Below are 17676 nucleotides of genomic sequence, written 5' to 3'. Positions count from 1 at the left end.
AACGCCAGGCCCTTCAAGTGGACCAGGACCGCCGACCAGATCATCGACGCGATCGGACACTACTGCGCGCGAATCTCCGGACCGGGACACTAGGCGGCGGTGGCCACGGCCGTGCCGGTCTCGGTGCCGCCCCGCCCACCCTCCAGCCGGGTGGCTGACGGGACGAGGGCGGTCTGCCGCGCGAGCGGGGCTGCCATACCAGGCAACGGCGGCACCGGGGCGGCCCCGCCCTGGACGGTGGGGTCCGTCCCGCCCGACGCCGTGCCCTGTCCCGGCGGCGAGCCGGGGAACGCGCCCCCGCCCAGCCCGCCGCGCCCCGTCAGGCCGCCCGCTCCGCCCGGCGGCTGGCCCTGCCCCTGCCCCTGACTCGGAATCTGGCCCTGGGTCTGCCCCTGGCCCTGGTCGGTGGCCTCCTCGACGATCGCGGTCGCGGTCGCGGTGGCCGTCGACGGGGTGCCGTCGGCCGGATCGTCATCGGGCACGGTCGCGGTGACCCCGACGGTGTCACCGACGTCGACGTTGCCGATCCCACCCGTGCCGCCGTCCACGAGCGTTTCGTCCGTGACCGTGTAGGTCGCGGTGAAGCCGTCCGTGCTGCGCACCGTGACGGCGGTGGGCTGCACTGTCGTGACCTCGCCGGACTGGGTCCGGACGGTCGTGTAGCCGCCGGAGCGGTCCGCGGTGACGTACTCCCCGTGCAGCGAACCGGTGCCGGTGCCACCCGCCGTCACCGCCGATCCGGCCGGGTTCATGACCTGGAACGGCCCGCCGCGCAGGCCGCCGGGGCCGCCGCCGGCTCCGTCCGAGCCGAGGCTGCTGGCGTTGACCGCGGCCGCCGCGCCGACGGCGAGAGCGAGCGCGATGGCTCCGGCCACGGCCGTCCGGCCCAGGCTCCACCGGGGCAGCGCACCCGAGGCCACCCTCGGCGGCGGGCTCACGCCGGGCACCGGCGCGCCGGGAGAGGCAGCCGCCCGGGACGAGGCCTCGCCCGGGGCCGACCCCGGCCCCGGCCCCGGCCCCGGCGACGGCGGCGGCGGCGGCCCGTTCCAGGCCGGCGACCCGGTCCAGCCGGGCGTTTGGGAAGCCCCGCTTCCAGCCGCGTGGCTCCCAGTCGCCTGCGGCGCCGGCTCACCACCTGCCTGCGGCGCCGGCCATGTGCCCGCCTGCGGCGGCCCGTTCGTCGACGGCGGCTGGGGATTCCCTCCCGCCGGTGACGGGGCCGCCCCGCTCGACGGCGAGGACTCGGGCGGGTCGTCGGGCCCGACGTGGCTCATGTCCGAACTCCTCGTCCCGGCGGGTCGGTCGCCGCCGTCGGGAGGAGATTTCGCCGATAACCTGTGCGCAGCCTGTGACGACGCTGAGCGCTGGTTATGTGCCCACCGCAGCGGGCCAGCGCCACCGCGTCGCCCGCGCGGGCGCACAGCCAACCCACAGGAGATGTTCAGGAAGCCCACAGGAATGCATTCCATGCTGACGGAATGCAGCCGTCGAGCCCCCGCATTCTGGTCGTCGACGACGAGAACACGCTGTCGGAGCTGCTGTCCATGGCCCTGCGTTACGAGGGCTGGGAAGTGCGCACCGCGCAGGACGGGCGCGGCGCGCTGCGCGTAGCCCGCGACTTCCGGCCGGACGCGGTGGTCCTCGACATCATGCTGCCCGACATGGACGGCCTCGAGGTGCTGCGCAAGCTGCGCGCGGACAGCCCCGAGGTACCGGTGCTGTTCCTCACCGCCCGCGACGCCGTCGAGGACCGGGTGGCCGGCCTCACCGCCGGCGGCGACGACTACGTCACCAAGCCGTTCAGCCTGGAGGAGCTCGTCGCGCGCCTGCGCGGGCTGCTGCGCCGGCTGCACCGCTCGACGATCTGGGACGGCGCCGTGCTGGTCGTCGGCGACCTCATCATGAACGAGGAGAGCCGCGAGGTCACCCGGGCCGGCCGCGAGATCCGCCTGACGGCGACCGAGTTCGAGCTGTTGCGCTTCTTCATGCGCAACCCGCGCCGGGTGCTGAGCAAGGCGCAGATCCTGGACCGGGTGTGGAACTACGACTTCGGCGGCCAGGCGAACGTCGTCGAACTGTACGTCTCCTACCTGCGCAAGAAGATCGACGCCGGCCGCCCCGCCATGATCCACACAATGCGCGGCGCCGGCTACGTACTCCGGCCGGCGACCTGACCGGCCCGCGGCGATGACACGCGGCGCGGCGGTTCCAGCGCACGGCGAGACATCCACGCACGCCGGTGGTCCCACCCGCACTGGCCGGCGGCGCGGGCCGGCCGGCTGGTCGCTGCGCACCAGGCTCCTCGCGCTGCTCCTTGCGCTGCTCGCCGTGATGTCCGCGGTGATCGTCTTCGTGATAGCCGTCGCGTTGCGCGGGGTGCTCGTTCAGCAGCTCGACGACCGGCTACAGGAGGCGAGCCGCCGATGGGGGCCGACCAACCAGTCCGGTCCGCTCCTGCTGCCCGGCTACGGCATCGACGTCCCGGGGGGTATGGGCGCACCCGGCCTGGCGCTGCCCAGGCCCGACCTGACCGCCGACGAGCGGGTGGGCGCGTTCCTGGACGGCCGCGGTCAGCCGCCGGGGACCCTCGGTGCGGTCTTCGAACTGCGCGTCCCCGACACCGCCGCCCAGGGCTCGGCTCGCGAGGCACTGCGGAGCGCACCGCCGCCGGGCTCGCCGGCCCCGGACCTCACATCCCTGATCGAGAGCGCGGCCGTGGCCGTCATCGACGACGACGGCACCCCGGTGGAGCTCACCGGCGTGGACGCCGCCACAGTGGCCCAGATCCCGCTCGACGGCCAGGAGCACACCCGCGGGATCAGCGACCGGGGCGACTACCGCCTCATCGCGCACTTCGACCCCGACGGGCAGACGGTGCTCGTCACCGGGGTACCGATGAACGAGGTCAGCGCGACGTTGACCGAGGTCGCGATCGCCGGCGCGATCGTGGCGGCGCTGGGCGTGCTGGCAGCCGGGATCGCGGGCGCGGCGATCATCCGGGTCACGCTGCGGCCGCTGAGCCGGGTCGCGGCGACGGCGAGCCGGGTGGCCGAGCTCCCGCTCGACCGGGGGGCCGTCGACCTCATGGCGGTGGCGCCGGACGTCGACACCGACCCCCGGACCGAGGTCGGGCAGGTCGGCGCGGCGCTGAACCGGATGCTCGGCCACATCGGCGCGGCCTTCTCCGCGCGGCACGCGAGCGAGACGCGGATGCGCCAGTTCCTCGCCGACGCCAGCCACGAGCTGCGCACACCGCTGGCGGCGATCAGCGGCTACGCCGAGCTCACCAGGCGCACCCGCGACACCGTCCCGCCGGACGTCGCCTACGCGATGGGCCGGGTCGAGTCCGAGAGCGCACGGATGACCGCGCTCGTCTCCGACCTGCTGCTGCTGGCCCGCCTCGACTCCGGACGCCCGCTCGTGCGGGAGACCGTCGACCTCTCCCGGCTCGTGGTGGACGCGGTCAGCGACGCCCACGTGGCCGCGCCCGAGCACCGCTTCGAGCTGGACCTGCCCAGCAGGCCCGTCGCCGTGGCGGGCGACCCGGCCCGGCTGCACCAGGTCCTCGCCAACCTGCTCGCCAACGCCCGCACGCACACCCCACCGGGCAGCCGCGTGACGGCCCGACTGACCGTCGAGCCGGAACCCTCCGCTCCGGGGCCTTCCGGTCCCGCGGCGAACGGGCCGGGCGCGGACCGGCCGTCCGCGGTGCTCTCGGTGATCGACGACGGGCCGGGCATCCCGGACGCGCTGCTCCCGAAGGTGTTCGAGCGCTTCGCGCGGGGGGACAGTTCGCGTTCCCGCGCGGCCGGTAGCACCGGGCTCGGACTGTCCATCGTGGCGGCGGTGGTCGAGGCACACCATGGACGGGTCGCGGCCGCGAGCCGTCCCGGCCGCACCGCCTTCACCGTGGTCCTGCCCCTGGGCACCGCCGACCCGGGCGCCCCGGACCCGGGCGCCCTCGACCCACCGGGCGCCCTCGACCCACCGGGCGCCCTCGACCCACCGGGCGCCCTCGACCCACCGGGCACCATCGACGGCTGCGCGCCCGACGCCGCCGATCCCGCCGTGACGGCCGCGGGGACCCGTCCTCACAGGTGATGCACCGGTGGGGCACTGTCCCACCCGGAGGTCGGGCAGTCGCCCTCGTTCGGTGAGCAGTTCCTCGGCCTGACGGCGCTAGGCTGATGTGGCGGGTTCAGGCCTGCCGGGTCTCCTGAGGGGACGTGCGCCATCGCTGCGGAGATGATCGCTCCTGCCTGGATGCATCAGCAGATCACGGCGGAGCAGTACGACTCCTGGTCCGAGGAGCAGTGCGCGGGCATCGAGATCGTGGACGGAATGGTCGTCGTAAGTCCCAGCGCGGCCAAGCGTCACAACCGGCTGATCAAGATCCTCGCGGTCGCCCTGGAGTCGGCGGCCGGGCCAGACTGGAACGCGGACTTCGACTTCGACGAAGTGATCGCCAGCGAGGCGGGCGCGGCCTAGGTGCCGGTACCCACAGGTGATGCACAGGTAGGGCACAAGGTCGGGAAAGGTCGACGTCCGACCCTGATCCTTATGCCGACCTCACCGACGCCGTCACCGCCGACCGACCAGTTCGACCACGCGGCCTACGCGAGGGCTGACCGTGCGGCCTACCCGAGGGCTGACCACGCGGCCTACACGGGGGCTGACCACGCGACCGTTCCGGGCACGCACTGGCCMGCCGGTGCTCCCGGGCGGGCGGGCGGGGCGTCCGGGCGGCGACGGCTGGCCGGCGACGGACGGRTCGGCCGGTTCGCGCGCGGACGTCCCGACGATCCGCGGTGGGTGCGGCCCACGCTGCTCGGGCTGCTCGCGGCGACGGCCGTCCTCTACCTGTGGGGCCTCGGCGCCTCCGGCTGGGCGAACGCCTTCTACTCGGCGTCGGTCCAGGCCGGCTCGGTGAGCTGGAAGGCGATGTTCTACGCCTCCTCGGACGCCGGGAACTCCATCACCGTCGACAAGCCCCCGGCCTCGATCTGGGTGATGGCGCTCTCCGCGCGCGTCTTCGGGGTGAACGCCTGGAGCATCCTCGTCCCGCAGGCGCTGATGGGCGTCGCCACGGTCGGCCTGCTCTACGCCGCGGTGCGCCGGGCCTTCCCGGCCGGCGCGGCGCTGCTCGCCGGGGCCGTCCTCGCGATCACCCCGGTCGCGACGCTGATGTTCCGGTTCAACAACCCGGACGCCCTGCTCGTCCTGCTACTGGTCGCCGCGGCGTACGCGACGCTGCGCGCCGTCGAGACCGCGGGCACCCGCTGGCTGGTCTGGGCCGGGGTGTTCGTCAGCTTCGGCTTTCTGACGAAGATGCTGCAGGCGCTGCTGATCGTCCCGGTGCTGGCCCTCGTCTACCTCGTCACCGCGCCGACGCGGTTCACCCGGCGGCTGTGGCAGGTCGGAGCGGGCACGCTCGGACTGATCGTCCCGTCCGGGATCTTCATCGCGATCGTCGAGCTCGTCCCCGACTCGGCCCGCCCGTACATCGGCGGGTCGCAGCACAACAGCATCCTGGAGCTGACTCTCGGCTACAACGGCCTGGGCCGGCTGACCGGCAACGAGTCCGGCAGCGTCGGCGGTGGCGGCGCACCGGGCGGCGCCGGTGGTGGCGGCAGCATGTGGGGCACGACCGGCTGGGGCCGGATGTTCGGCTCCGAGGTCGGCGCGCAGATCTCCTGGCTGTTGCCGACCGCGCTCGCCCTGCTGGTGGCGGGCCTGTGGATCACCCGGCGCGCACCCCGCACCGATCCCGGACGGGCCGCGCTCGCGGTCTGGGGCGGCTGGCTGCTGGTCACCGGCATCGTGTTCAGCCAGATGCAGGGCATCTTCCACGCCTACTACACGGTCGCGCTCGCCCCCGCGGTCGGCGCCGTGGTCGGCATGGGAGCCGCGACCCTGTGGCGCCGCCGTGAGCACCCGATCGCCGCGGCCACCATGGCCGGGATCCTGGTGCTGACCGCGCTGTGGTCCTACGTCCTGCTCGACCGCACACCCGACTGGAACCCGTGGATGCGCTGGGTCGTGCTGATCGTCGGTTTCGCGGCGGCACTGCTGCTCATCGTGCTCCCGCGGCTGCCGCGGGCGGCCCGGCTGGTGGTCGTCGCGGCCGCGCTGGTCTCGGCGCTGCTCGGGCCGCTCGGCTACTCGATCGCGACCGCGGCCACCCCGCACACCGGTTCCATCCCGTCCGCGGGCCCGGCAGGCTCGGGCTTCGGCGGACCGGGCGGTGGCGGACGGCAGTTGTTCGGCGGACCGGGCGGCGGCAACGGCGGGGCCCAGCAGGGGACGACGCAGGTCCCCGGCGGCGGCACTGCTCCGGGAGGTACAGCTCCGGGCGGCACGGCCCCCGGAGGGACGGCCCCCGGAGGCACTACTCGGGGCGGCGCCGCCCCCGGAGGCACTACTCAGGGCGGCACTGCTCCCGGCGGCACGCAGGGCGGCCCCGGCGGTGGCATGGGCGGCCTGCTCAGCGCCGGTAACCCCAGCGAGGAGGTCCTCGCGCTGCTGGAGGCGGACGCCTCGTCCTACACCTGGGTGGCGGCGTCCGTCGGGTCGAACAACGCCGCCGGCTACCAGCTCGCCAGTGGCGATCCGGTGATGGCGATCGGTGGCTTCAACGGCAGCGACCCCTCCCCCACCCTCGAGCAGTTCAAGCAGTACGTGGCGGACGGCCGCATCCACTACTTCATCGGCGGCGGCGGCTTCGGCGGGCAGAACGGCGGAAGCCAGGCGTCCAGTGACATCGCGGCCTGGGTCGCGGCGAACTTCACCGCCACCACCGTCGACGGCACAACCCTCTACAACCTGACCACCCCAACCACCACCACAAGCGGCACCACCACAGCCTGACCCCGACTCGACACAACCGTGGCGGGTGGGTGAGTCCATGGACTCACCCACCCGCCGCACATCGTTGCGCCCGGTCCAGGGGGGCGGGGAGCGGGGGGGCGGGGGGCGGGGCCCACTCCAGCCAGCGCGTCGGGGCGGTCCCGCGCTCACGAACAGCAGGCCAGGTGTCGGGGCGGTCCCGCGCTCACGGGCAGCGGAGCCACAGCCCGCACCACCACGACGAGGCCAGACCGTCACCTATCGGACAAAAGCCCCRCACACCGGGGTGGCCTGCTCGCCGTTTCGCATCTTGCTCGCCCTTTCAGAGCGAATTTCGCTGGGAATGCCCCCTGAAACGGCGAGAAAGAAACCAAACGGCGAGTAGCCGAGCACCAAAACGGACCCGGGGCCTCCACCGCCAAACCGAGGCCCGCCGACGGCCGGCGCACCGAGACGCCCAGCCCGGCCCAGCCCAGCCCAGCCCGGCCCGGCCCGGGGGGGGTGGTCTCACAGCGGGGGCACAGGGATGGCACACGCCGGGCACAGGCCCTGGGCGGACCGTGAACAACATGACGACGGATGCCAGGACCAGCGGCGGCAGGGTGACCAGCTCCCACGCGGTGACGGCGGAACGGACCGACCTGGTGCCCAGGCCGCGGGCCGGACTGCTCCCGGCCGGCCAGCCCGTGCTCGACGTGGTCGTCCCGGTCTACAACGAGGAGAACGACCTGGCTCCCTGCGTGCGCCGGCTGCACGCCCACCTGCGGGGGGCCTTTCCGTATCCGTTCCGGATCACGGTCGCCGACAACGCCAGCACCGACACGACACTGGTGATCGCCCGCGCGCTGGCGGGCGAGCTGCCCGAGGTCTCGGTGATCCACCTCGAGGCGAAAGGACGCGGCCGGGCGCTGCGTACCGCCTGGGGCGCCTCCGCCGCACCCGTCCTGGCCTACATGGACGTCGATCTATCGACGGACCTGGCCGCGCTGCTCCCCCTGGTCGCCCCGCTGATCTCGGGGCATTCCGACCTCGCGATCGGGACCCGGCTCTCACGGTCGTCCCGGGTCGTGCGCGGCCCGAAGCGGGAGGTGATCTCGCGCTGCTACAACCTGCTGCTGCGCGGCACCCTCGCCGCCCGGTTCACCGACGCCCAGTGCGGTTTCAAGGCCATCCGCGCGGACGTCGCCACGAGCCTGCTGCCGCTGGTCCAGGACACCGGATGGTTCTTCGACACGGAGATGCTCGTCATCGCCGAGCGGTGCGGCCTGCGCATCCACGAGGTCCCGGTGGACTGGGTCGACGATCCCGAMAGCCGGGTGGACGTCCTCGCGACCGCGATGGCGGATCTGAAGGGCGTCGCCCGGCTCGCCCGGGCCCTCGGGACGGGTGCGCTGCCCGTCGCGCAGCTGCGGCACGAGTTCGGGCGCGCTCCCTTGACCTGGACGCCCAGCACGGGCACGGGCACGGGCCAGCCGGCCCGGTTCGAAACGACCGGGCCCGGAACGACCACGAGCGGAGGCGGAGTGGCCGCAGGCGGAGCTCCCGAAGCAGCTCCCGGAGCCGGAGCTCCCGGAACAGCGGCTCCCGGAACAGCGGCGGCCGGAGCGGCAGCGTCCGGAGCAGCCGGCAACCGGGCGACGGTGATCGGAGTGCCCGCCGGGCTGACCGGGCAGCTGCTGCGGTTCGCCGGGGTGGGGATCGCCAGCACACTGGCCTACCTGGTGCTGTTCGTGCTGCTGCGCACCGCGACCGGGGCCCAGGCCGCGAACCTGATCGCGCTGCTGGTGACGGCGGTCGCGAACACGGCCGCCAACCGCCGGCTCACCTTCGGGGTCACCGGCCGCGGCGACGCCGGCCGCCATCACCTGCAGGGGCTGTTCGTCTTCGCCATCGGGCTGCTCCTGACCAGCGGCTCGCTGGCCGCGCTGCACGCGGCGAGCGACTCCCCGGGGCGGTTCCCGGAGGTCAGCGTGCTCGTGCTGGCGAACCTGGCGTCGACGGTGGTCCGGTTCCTGCTGATGCGCGCCTGGGTGTTCCACCCGTCCCGGCTGCGCCGCCCGGCCGGTGGGGCGACCCGGTCAGCGGACGACGGCCCGAGCCGCTCGGGCCGCTCCGGGCACGGCGCGCACCAGCTCTGAGGCGCGGGTGTCCCACCGGGTGCTGGCCAACCCCCGCTCGGCGGTGATCAGGAGCTCGAAATCAGCGGGTCGGGGTGGTAGGCACAGCCTCGGCCTGAGGATAAGCCCTAACCTATGAAGATCGACTAGCTACGGGGTAGTGCGGCGGGCAACGTGCCGTCAGGGGCGCAGGATCAGGAGGAGGTCGCCGACCTCGACCGATTCGCCGCTGGAGCGGACGAGTTCGGCGATCTTCCCGGCGGCCGGGCTGGTGACCGCGGCCTCCATCTTCATGGCCTCGACCACGGCGAGTTTCTGGCCCTTCTCGATCTCGTCGCCGGCCGCGACGGCGAAGGTGACGATCCCGGGCAGGCCGGCGCCGACGTGGGTCGGGTCGGACGGGTCGGCGCGCCGGGCCGCGGTGGCCGTCGCCTTGATCGAGTTGTCGCGGACCCGAACCGGGCGGGGCTGGCCGTTGACCCGCAGGTAGAGGGTGCGCATGCCGGCGCTGTCCGGCTCGCCCACCGTCTCCAGCGTCACGATGATCTCGACTCCGGGTTCGAGCATGACGCTCGCCGGGCGGCCGGGGACCAGGCCGAACAGGAACGCCTCGGTGGGGATCACCGAGGAGTCGCCGTAGGTGGCGACGGCCTTGCGGTAGTCCTTCCACGGGCCGGGGAACAGCAGCCGGGACAGCGCCGCCCGCCGGCCGGCGCCGGGCTCGGCCAGCGCGGCGGCGTCCTCGGCGGCGAGGGTGGCCGCGGGCGGCTCGGGACGGCGGCCGGCCAGCGCCCGCTCCCGGAACGGCTCGGCGAAGCCGGCCGGGGGTGTGCCGAGTTCGCCGGCCAGGTAGCCCAGGACGCTGGCGGGCAGGTCGTACTCCTCGGGATGCTCACGCAGCCGGTCGACGTCCACCGAGCCGCCGGCGATGAACAGCGCCAGGTCACCGACGACCTTGCTGGTCGGGGTGACCTTGATCGGCTTGCCGAGCAGGTCGTTCGCGATCGCGTAGCACTCGGTGACCTGGGCCCAGCGGTCGCCGAGGCCGAGGCTGATGGCCTGCTGGCGCAGGTTGGTGAGCTGCCCGCCGGGGATCTCGTGCCGGTACACCGCGCCGGTCGGCGCGCGCAGCCCGGCCTCGAACGGCGAGTAGAGATCGCGCACGGCCTCCCAGTACGACTCCATCGCCGACAGCGCGCCCAGCTTGATGCCCGTGGCCCGCGGGGTGTGGTCGGTGGCCGCGACCAGGGCGGAGAGGTTCGGCTGGCTGGTGCCGCCGGACATCGGCGCGGCCGCCGCGTCGACGGCGTCCACCCCGGCCTCGTTGGCCGCGATCAGGGTGGCGAGCTGACCGCCGGCGGTGTCGTGGGTGTGCAGGTGGACGGGTACGTCGAAGCGCTCCCGCAGCGCGGCGACCAGCGCGTGGGCGGCGGCCGGGCGCAGCAGCCCGGCCATGTCCTTGATCGCCAACACGTGCACGCCGGCCTGGACGAGCTGGTCGGCCAGGCGCAGGTAGTAGTCGAGGGTGTAGATCCGCTCGCCGGGGTCGGTCAGGTCGCCGGTGTAGCACAGGGTGCCCTCGGCGACGGCGTTCGTCTCCAGCACGGCGGCGATCGCCGGGCGCATCTGCTCGATGTCGTTGAGCGCGTCGAAGATCCGGAAGATGTCGAGCCCGGCGGCCGCCGCCTCGGCGACGAACGCGCGCACGACGTCGTCCGGGTAGGGGGTGTAGCCGACGGCGTTGCGCCCGCGCAGCAGCATCTGCAGGCAGATGTTCGGCACCGCCGCCCGCACCGCCGTCAGGCGCTCCCACGGGTCCTCGGCGAGGAAGCGCAACGCGACGTCGTAGGTGGCCCCACCCCAGCACTCCAGGCTCAGCAGGTTCGGGGTGAGCTCGGCGAGCGCGGGCGCGGCGGCCAGGATGTCGAAGCTGCGCAGCCGGGTCGCCAGCAGCGACTGGTGCGCGTCACGCAGCGTGGTGTCGGTGACCGCCAGCGCGGTCCGCCCCCGCAGGTCCGCCGCCCACCCGGCCGGCCCCAGCTCGGTCAGGAGCTGACGCGACCCGGCCGCCGGGGTGTCGGTCGGGTGCAGCGGCGGGAGCAGCGTGCGCGGCTCCGTCAGGGCGACCCCCGCCGGACGGGCGTGCCCGTTCACCGTGCTCTCCGCCAGCCGGGCCAGCATGCGGCTCGTCGCGTCCCCGTCGTCGAGGGCGTTCACCAGGCCGGGGCGCTCGTCGATGAACGAGGTCGTGACCCCGCCGGCCAGGAAGTCGGGGTCTTCGAGCAGCCGGCCGAGGAACTCGATGTTGGTGCGCACGCCGCGGACCCGGAACTCGCCCAGCGCCCGCCGGGCGCGCCGGGACGCCTTCTCCAGCGTCGAACCACGCGCGGTCAGCTTCACCAGCAGCGAGTCGAAGTACGGGCTGACCTCCGCCCCCGGGTAGGTGGCGCCGTCGAGGCGGACCCCGGGCCCGCCCGGCGACTGGTAGAAGGTGATCGTCCCGGTGTCGGGGCGGAAGCCGTCCGAGGGATCCTCGGTCGTCACCCGGCACTGGATCGCGGTGCCCCGCAGCGCGATCGCGTCCTGGGTGAGGTTCAGGTCGGTCAGGCTCTCCCCGGCGGCGACCCGCAGCTGCGCGGCGACGATGTCGACACCGGTGACCTCCTCGGTCACCGTGTGCTCGACCTGGATGCGCGGGTTCATCTCCATGAACGTGAACGCGCCGTCGGCCCCGACGAGGAACTCCACCGTCCCGGCGTTCACATAGCCGACGTGACGGGCGAAGCGCACCGCGGCATCACACAGTGCGTCCCGGGTCGACTCGTCCAGCGCCGGCGCCGGGGCGATCTCGACGACCTTCTGGTGCCGGCGCTGCACCGAGCAGTCCCGCTCGAACAGGTGGATCACGTTCCCGTAGTTGTCGGCGAAGACCTGCACCTCGACATGACGCGGCCGCTCCACCGCCTGCTCCAGGAAGACCGTGCCGTCCCCGAACGCGGCCGCCGCCTCGCGCGACGCACTCGCCACCGCCTCCGCGAGGTCCTCCGGACGCAGCACCCGGCGCAGCCCGCGCCCGCCACCACCCGCCGACGCCTTCACGAACAGCGGGAACCCGACCTCGGCCGCGGCCTCCTGCGCGCCGACGCCGTCCGGCAGCGGCTCCGAGGCCCGCAGCACCGGCAGCCCCGCGGTGATCGCCGCGTTACGGGCCGCCACCTTGTCACCCGTCAGCCGCAGCACAGCCGGCGGCGGGCCGACGAACGTCACGCCAGCCGCCGCGCATGCCTCCGCCAGCACCGCCGACTCCGACAGGAACCCGTAACCCGGGTGCAGCGTGTCGGCGTCCGCCTGCTTGGCGACCCGCAACAGCGCGTCGATGTCGAGGTAGCCACGCACCGGATGACCCGGCTCGCACAGCTCGTAGGCCTCGGACGCCTTCGTGCGGTGCAGCGCGGAGACATCCTCGGGGGTGTAGACGGCCACCGTCCGCAACCCGAGCTCGTGCGCGGCCCGGAACACCCGAACCGCGATCTCACTGCGGTTTGCCACCAGTACCTTGCGCACGCGCGGCTCCTCACGAACGTCGGCGGTACGTCTCACACAGACCGAGGTCCGCCAATTCTGGGCGGATTCCCCGCCGGGCGCCAAAGGTCGTGACATGTGACGCCACCCGAGGGCATGGGTTTGCCTACCTGTGACTCGGTGGTACCCAACCACGCCGTCAGGCACGGAACCGTCCACACGCGCTGCGTCACCGGCCGGGCGCGGTCGCCGCGCCCGGCCCGACGCCGACCGATCGGCCCGGAAACACCGCAGGGTCGGCTCAGTAACGCCAGCGGAGCCGGTCGGCGATCTCGGCCGGATCCGCTCCGGCGAACAGCTCGATCTCGCCGCGGCGGACCGCGACGAGCGTCGCGTGCAGCTCGGTGCCCAGGGCGTCGCGCAGCACCTCGTCCGCCTCGAAGGCGGCGACCGCCTCGCCGAGCCCGGTCGGCAGCCGGCGGATCCCGCGTCGGGCGAGCTCCGAGCCGTCCAGGCTGGCCGGATCGCACCCGACCGGCTCCGGCAGGACGGCGGCGCCCGCCCGGCGCGGATCATCGAGGCACTCCAGGCCGGCGAGCCCGGCGGCCAGCACTCCGCCGACGGCCAGGTACGGGTTCGCGGCCAGGTCGAAGCACTTTACCTCGACGTTCGCCGTCCCCGGCTCCCCCTCGGCCCCGACGATCAGCCGGATCGCGGCCTCCCGGTTCTCCAGGCCCCAGCACGCGAACGCCCCGGCCCAGTGCGACGGCACGAGGCGCAGGTAGGAGGCCACACTCGGGGCACCGAGAGCCATCAGGGCGGGCAGCCGTCCGAGGATGCCCGCGATGAACGCCTCGCCCGGCGCGGTGAGGCCGTACGGTCCCGTCCCGCCGGACATCAGACTCGTCCCGCCGGTGCCGGAGCGACGGACCTCACCGGCGCGGCCGCCGTCCCCGTCGCTGTCGCTGTCGCGGTCGCTGTCGCGGTCGCGGTGCAGGCTGAGGTGGAGGTGACCGCCGTTACCCACGCTGCCGGCGAGGACCTTGGGCGAGAACGAGACCCGCAGCCCGTGCCGCAGGGACACCGCCCGCACCGTCTCCCGGGTCAGCACGGCGGTGTCGGCGGCCCCGAGCGGGTCCTCCGCCGCGACCGACACCTCGAACTGCCCGGCGGCGTACTCCGGATGGATCTGCAGGACGGCGATCTCCTGGCTGGTCAGGGCGACGACCAGATCCCGCAGGTAGTCGGAGAGCTCGACCACCCGGGTCATCCCGTACCCGGGCCCGGAGCAGGCGGGGGCGAAGTCGTCCCGTCCGGCCGGGGAGACCGTCCACTCGATCTCGAACCCGGCGCGGCAGCGCAGCCCGCGCCGGGCCAGCCGCGCGGTCTGGGCACGGACGAAGGCCCGGCAGTCCTGCGCGTGCGGCCGGCCGGCGAGGTCGAAGCGGTCGGCCGGCGCCCAGGCCCAGCCGGGCTGTGCGTGCAGGCGGGTGAGCCGGCCGAGGTCCGGGCGCAGGCGCAGGTCACCGACCGGTCCGCCGGCGTACCGGGTGACGAGCGTGGAGTCGTCGACAAGGAACGCGTCGAAGGTCGGTGACGCGCCCACGCCGTGCGTCACCGCGTGGGCCAGGCGGCTCACCGGCACGCCCTTCATCCGGGCGATGCCGGCGTTGTCCACCCACGTGAGCGCGACCGCCACGACGTCCCGGGATGTCAGTTCGGCCGCCACCGACTCAGCCGCGTGGTGGTTCATGACCAGCATGATCCCCGAGAACAGGCCCGGTCGCACACCGGCACCGTCCACAGGCGGGTACACCCGAAATCCCCGGTAGACAGCGGACATGCTGGCTTCGCGGTTCGGTTGTCCCCAGACCGAGGGCATTAATCCACAAGTTATCCACAGGCTGTGACTGACGGTGGACGCCGGTGGCCGACTAACCTCCGTCAGCAGGCATGCGCGGGCAGTGAAACGGGCACGATCATGTGGTGCTGCCGTGCGTGGAGAGCCTCTCCCTGGTCGATCATCACTGTCACGGGCTGCTTCTGCGCGACCTCGACCGCCCCGACTTCGAGCGGATGCTCACCGAGGCCGACGAGCCGGGCCCGGCCGGGACGACCCTCTTCGACAGCCACATCGGGTTCGCCGTACGCCGCTGGTGCGCCCCCGTCCTCGACCTGCCCCGGCACGCCGCGCCGGACGTCTACCTCGCGCGGCGCCGGGAGCTCGGCGTCGAGGAGGTCAACCGGCGCTTCCTGCGCGCCGCCGGCATCGGCGCGTTCTGCGTCGACGCCGGCTACCTGCCCGAGCCGCTGACGTCGGCGACCGAGCTCGCCACCGCCGGCGGCGGGACGGGCCACGACATCCTGCGGCTGGAGCGCCTCGCCGAGGCGCTGGCGGTCGACATCCTCACCGGCCAGCTCGGGGTGACCCACTTCGCCGACACCGTCCGCGAGCGGGTGACCGGCGCGAGCCCGACGACCGTGGGCCTCAAGTCGGTCGCCGCCTACCGGGTCGGCCTCGACCTGCCGGCGACCCGCCCCACCGACCGGGAGGTCGCGGCCGCCGTCCGCGACTGGCTCGGCCTGATCCGCCGCGGCGTCCCCATCCGGCTCGCCGACCCGGTGCTGCACGCGTTCCTGATCTGGACGGGCGTGGACGCCGGCCTGCCGGTGCAGATCCACGTCGGGTACGGCGACGCCGAGCTCGACCTGCACCGGTGCAACCCGCTGCTGCTCACCGGCCTGCTGCGGGCCCTCGCGCCGACCGGGGTGCCGGTGATGCTGCTGCACTGCTACCCCTACCACCGGGAGGCGGGGTACCTGGCCCAGGTCTTCCCGACCGTCCACCTGGACGTCGGGCTCGCCGTGCACAACGTCGGGCGCCGCGCCCCGGCGCTGCTGGCCGAGGCGCTCGAGCTCGCCCCGTTCAGCAGGTTCCTGTTCTCCACCGACGCGTTCGGGCTCGCCGAGCTCTACCTGCTCGGCGCGCGGCTGTTCCGGCAGGCCCTGTCCACCGTGCTCGGCGACGGCATCGCGGACGGCGACTGGACCGACGACGACGCCCGGCGCGTCGCCGAGCTCATCGGAGCGGGCAACGCCCGGCGCGTCTACCGCCTCTCGGAGCCGGGGCGCGAGACGACCGCCGTCACGTCGTCGCGTTCCCCCGGCCGGTCGAGCGGTCCCCGGGTCACCGCGCCGGCTCCCGCTACGCTTGAGGATCGATGACCAGCACCGGGACTGACCAGCATGACCAGCACCTCGGCCACCCCTGCGACCTCGGCGTGGCCGGCACCGGGCGGGCGGGCGGCCCGATGATCGTGGCGATCGAGGGGGTCGACGGCGCGGGCAAGAACACGCTGACGTCCCGGCTGGTCGAGGCGGTGACCGCGACCGGGCGCACCGCCGGCACCTTCGCCTTCCCGCGCTATGCCGCGGGCCCGCTGGGCACGGCGGTGCGGGCGATGCTCGACGGCGACGAACGGCTTGCCGGCCTGGCCGGTTCGGCCCGCGCGACCGCGCTGCTGTTCGCGCTCGACCGGGCGAACGCCCTGCCCGAGCTGGCGAGGTGCGTGGCCGCGTACGACGTGCTGATCGTGGACCGCTACCTCGGCTCGAACGCGGCCTACGGAGCAGCCCGGCTGCCCGCCCCCGAGCGCGCCGAGTTCCTCGACTGGATCGCCGAACTCGAGCTGACGCGGCTGGGCCTGCCCCGGCCCGACCTGCAGGTGCTGCTGGACGTCCCGGTGGAGACGGCGCGGGCCGGGGCGCGGGCCCGCGCGGCGGAGGACACCGCCCGGGCGTTGGACACCTTCGAGAGCGACGCGGGCCTGCAGGCGCGCTGCGCCGAGATCTACCTGTCGCTGGCCGCCGACGGCTGGGTCGCGCCCTGGCTGGTCGTCGACCGCGAGTCGGGCGCTCCGAAGATCCTCAGCGCACTGTTCGACTGACGCCGGACCCGGCTGACGCCGGGCGCACCGTTCCGCGTTCCGCAGGACCCCGTTTCGTCCCCGAGTTGTCCCGGGATGGCGAGATGGTCCCTGACCGGTCGGACGGTAGCCAGCCGGAACTGTTTCCAGGGAACAGATCCGTCCCTGGATTCCACACCCTGCGGCCATGGCGGCGAATCAAGGCGCGATGGAAGAGTTCACCTATGGGATCACCTACGGACATCGATTTGTTGCGTGAGCTGGAACCGGTCGCCGAGACCAACGTCAACCGGCATCTCGGGCTCGCCGCCGAGTGGATGCCGCACGAGTACGTGCCGTGGAGCCTGGGCCGCGACTTCGACACGACCCCGTGGGAGCCCGGCCAGTCCTCGCTGTCCGAGGCCGCCCAGATGGCCTTCGAGGTCAACCTGCTCACCGAGGACAACCTGCCCAGCTATCACCGCGAGATAGCCGTCGCGTTCGGCCGCGACGGCGCGTGGGGGACGTGGGTGGGGCGGTGGACCGCCGAGGAGGGCCGGCACGCGATGGCCATGCGTGACTACCTCCTGGTGACCCGGGCGGTCGATCCTGTGACGCTCGAGCGTGACCGGATGCTGCAGATGCAGCGCGGCTACGACTCCGGCGGCAAGACCCCGCTGGAGGCCATGGCCTACGTGTCGTTCCAGGAGCTGGCCACCCGGGTCAGCCACCGCAACACCGGACGGGTCACCGGCGAGCCGATCGCCGAGAAGCTGCTCACCCGGGTGGCGGCGGACGAGAACCTGCACATGATCTTCTACCGGAACCTGGTGGCCGCGGCGCTGGGCCTGGTGCCCGACCGCATGGTCCCGGTCATCCGCGACGAGATCGTGAACTTCCAGATGCCCGGCACCGGCATCCGCGACTTCGGCCGCAAGGCCCGCTACATCGCCCAGGCGGGCATCTACGACCTGCGGATCCATCACGACGACGTCGTCTCGCCCATCCTTCGGCACTGGAAGCTCCTCGAGCTGGAGGGGCTGTCCGGCGAGGCCGCGAAGGCCCGCGACGAGATCGGCGCGTTCATGGCCGGCCTCGACGCACTGGCCACCCGGCAGGAGGAGAAGAAGGCCGCCGCCCAGGCCCGCCGCGCGGCGCGCGAGGGCCGCGAGCAGCAGACCGCGGCGGTACCGGTCGGCTGAGCCGCTGCCGACCATCGGGTGAGCATCGGCTGAGCCGGGGGAACAGCCGATCCGGGGGAACAAGGGGGCGCTGTTCGTAACTGC

General features: G+C 73.7%; 10 protein-coding genes and 1 pseudogene. 8 read left to right on the top strand and 3 right to left on the bottom strand.

All coding sequences use genetic code 11. The annotated features are described in order from the left end of the window. Positions 1 to 89: 89 nt before the first annotated feature. Positions 90 to 938 carry a hypothetical protein gene (locus BBK14_RS20225; protein ID WP_131802363.1) on the bottom strand — a complete coding sequence of 283 codons (849 nt, stop codon included), beginning with the start codon at positions 936 to 938 and terminating at the stop codon, positions 90 to 92. Between the two features lie 540 nt (positions 939 to 1478). Between BBK14_RS20225 and BBK14_RS20220 the strand changes: the two genes are divergently transcribed. From BBK14_RS20220 to BBK14_RS20200, 5 genes and pseudogenes are all read left to right on the top strand, one after another. Next, complete coding sequence (locus BBK14_RS20220; protein WP_071064827.1) at positions 1479 to 2174, top strand: response regulator transcription factor; 696 nt, start codon at positions 1479 to 1481, stop codon at positions 2172 to 2174. A gap of 13 nt (positions 2175 to 2187) precedes the next feature. Next, on the top strand, positions 2188 to 4101 hold the full coding sequence (locus BBK14_RS20215) for a sensor histidine kinase (RefSeq protein ID WP_071064825.1): 1914 nt from the start codon (positions 2188 to 2190) through the stop codon (positions 4099 to 4101). A 144-nt stretch (positions 4102 to 4245) separates the two neighbouring features. After that, positions 4246 to 4455, top strand: a pseudogene (locus tag BBK14_RS20210) (Uma2 family endonuclease); the annotation flags it as partial. Positions 4456 to 4560: 105 nt separating this feature from the next. Then, a complete protein-coding gene (locus tag BBK14_RS20205) occupies positions 4561 to 6867 on the top strand; it encodes an ArnT family glycosyltransferase (RefSeq protein ID WP_071064823.1) in 2307 nt (768 codons plus the stop codon). A gap of 548 nt (positions 6868 to 7415) precedes the next feature. After that, positions 7416 to 8984, top strand: coding sequence for a bifunctional glycosyltransferase family 2/GtrA family protein (locus tag BBK14_RS20200; protein ID WP_241831696.1), 1569 nt, complete (start codon positions 7416 to 7418; stop codon positions 8982 to 8984). A gap of 159 nt (positions 8985 to 9143) precedes the next feature. Here the strand turns inward: BBK14_RS20200 and BBK14_RS20195 are convergent, their stop codons facing one another. Next, positions 9144 to 12527: a pyruvate carboxylase gene (locus tag BBK14_RS20195; protein WP_071064819.1), complete on the bottom strand. Its 3384-nt coding sequence runs from the start codon at positions 12525 to 12527 to the stop codon at positions 9144 to 9146. 259 nt (positions 12528 to 12786) lie between these two features. Beyond that, positions 12787 to 14238: a glutamine synthetase family protein gene (locus BBK14_RS20190; RefSeq protein ID WP_071064846.1), complete on the bottom strand. Its 1452-nt coding sequence runs from the start codon at positions 14236 to 14238 to the stop codon at positions 12787 to 12789. Positions 14239 to 14483: 245 nt separating this feature from the next. Between BBK14_RS20190 and BBK14_RS20185 the strand changes: the two genes are divergently transcribed. The 3 genes from BBK14_RS20185 to BBK14_RS20175 all read left to right on the top strand — a co-directional run bounded on the left by BBK14_RS20185 (position 14484) and on the right by BBK14_RS20175 (position 17592). Next, a complete protein-coding gene (locus tag BBK14_RS20185; protein ID WP_241831695.1) occupies positions 14484 to 15710 on the top strand; it encodes an amidohydrolase family protein in 1227 nt (408 codons plus the stop codon). Between the two features lie 86 nt (positions 15711 to 15796). Beyond that, positions 15797 to 16432, top strand: coding sequence for a dTMP kinase (locus tag BBK14_RS20180; protein WP_071064844.1), 636 nt, complete (start codon positions 15797 to 15799; stop codon positions 16430 to 16432). 203 nt (positions 16433 to 16635) lie between these two features. Next, positions 16636 to 17592: an acyl-ACP desaturase gene (locus BBK14_RS20175; RefSeq protein WP_071064815.1), complete on the top strand. Its 957-nt coding sequence runs from the start codon at positions 16636 to 16638 to the stop codon at positions 17590 to 17592. Positions 17593 to 17676: the final 84 nt, after the last annotated feature.

This window comes from Parafrankia soli, from assembly GCF_001854695.1.
GTDB classification, from domain to species: Bacteria; Actinomycetota; Actinomycetes; order Frankiales; family Frankiaceae; genus Parafrankia; species Parafrankia soli.
The sequence above is the reverse complement of the archived record's forward strand: the minus strand, read 5'-3'. Positions and strand labels throughout refer to the sequence as shown.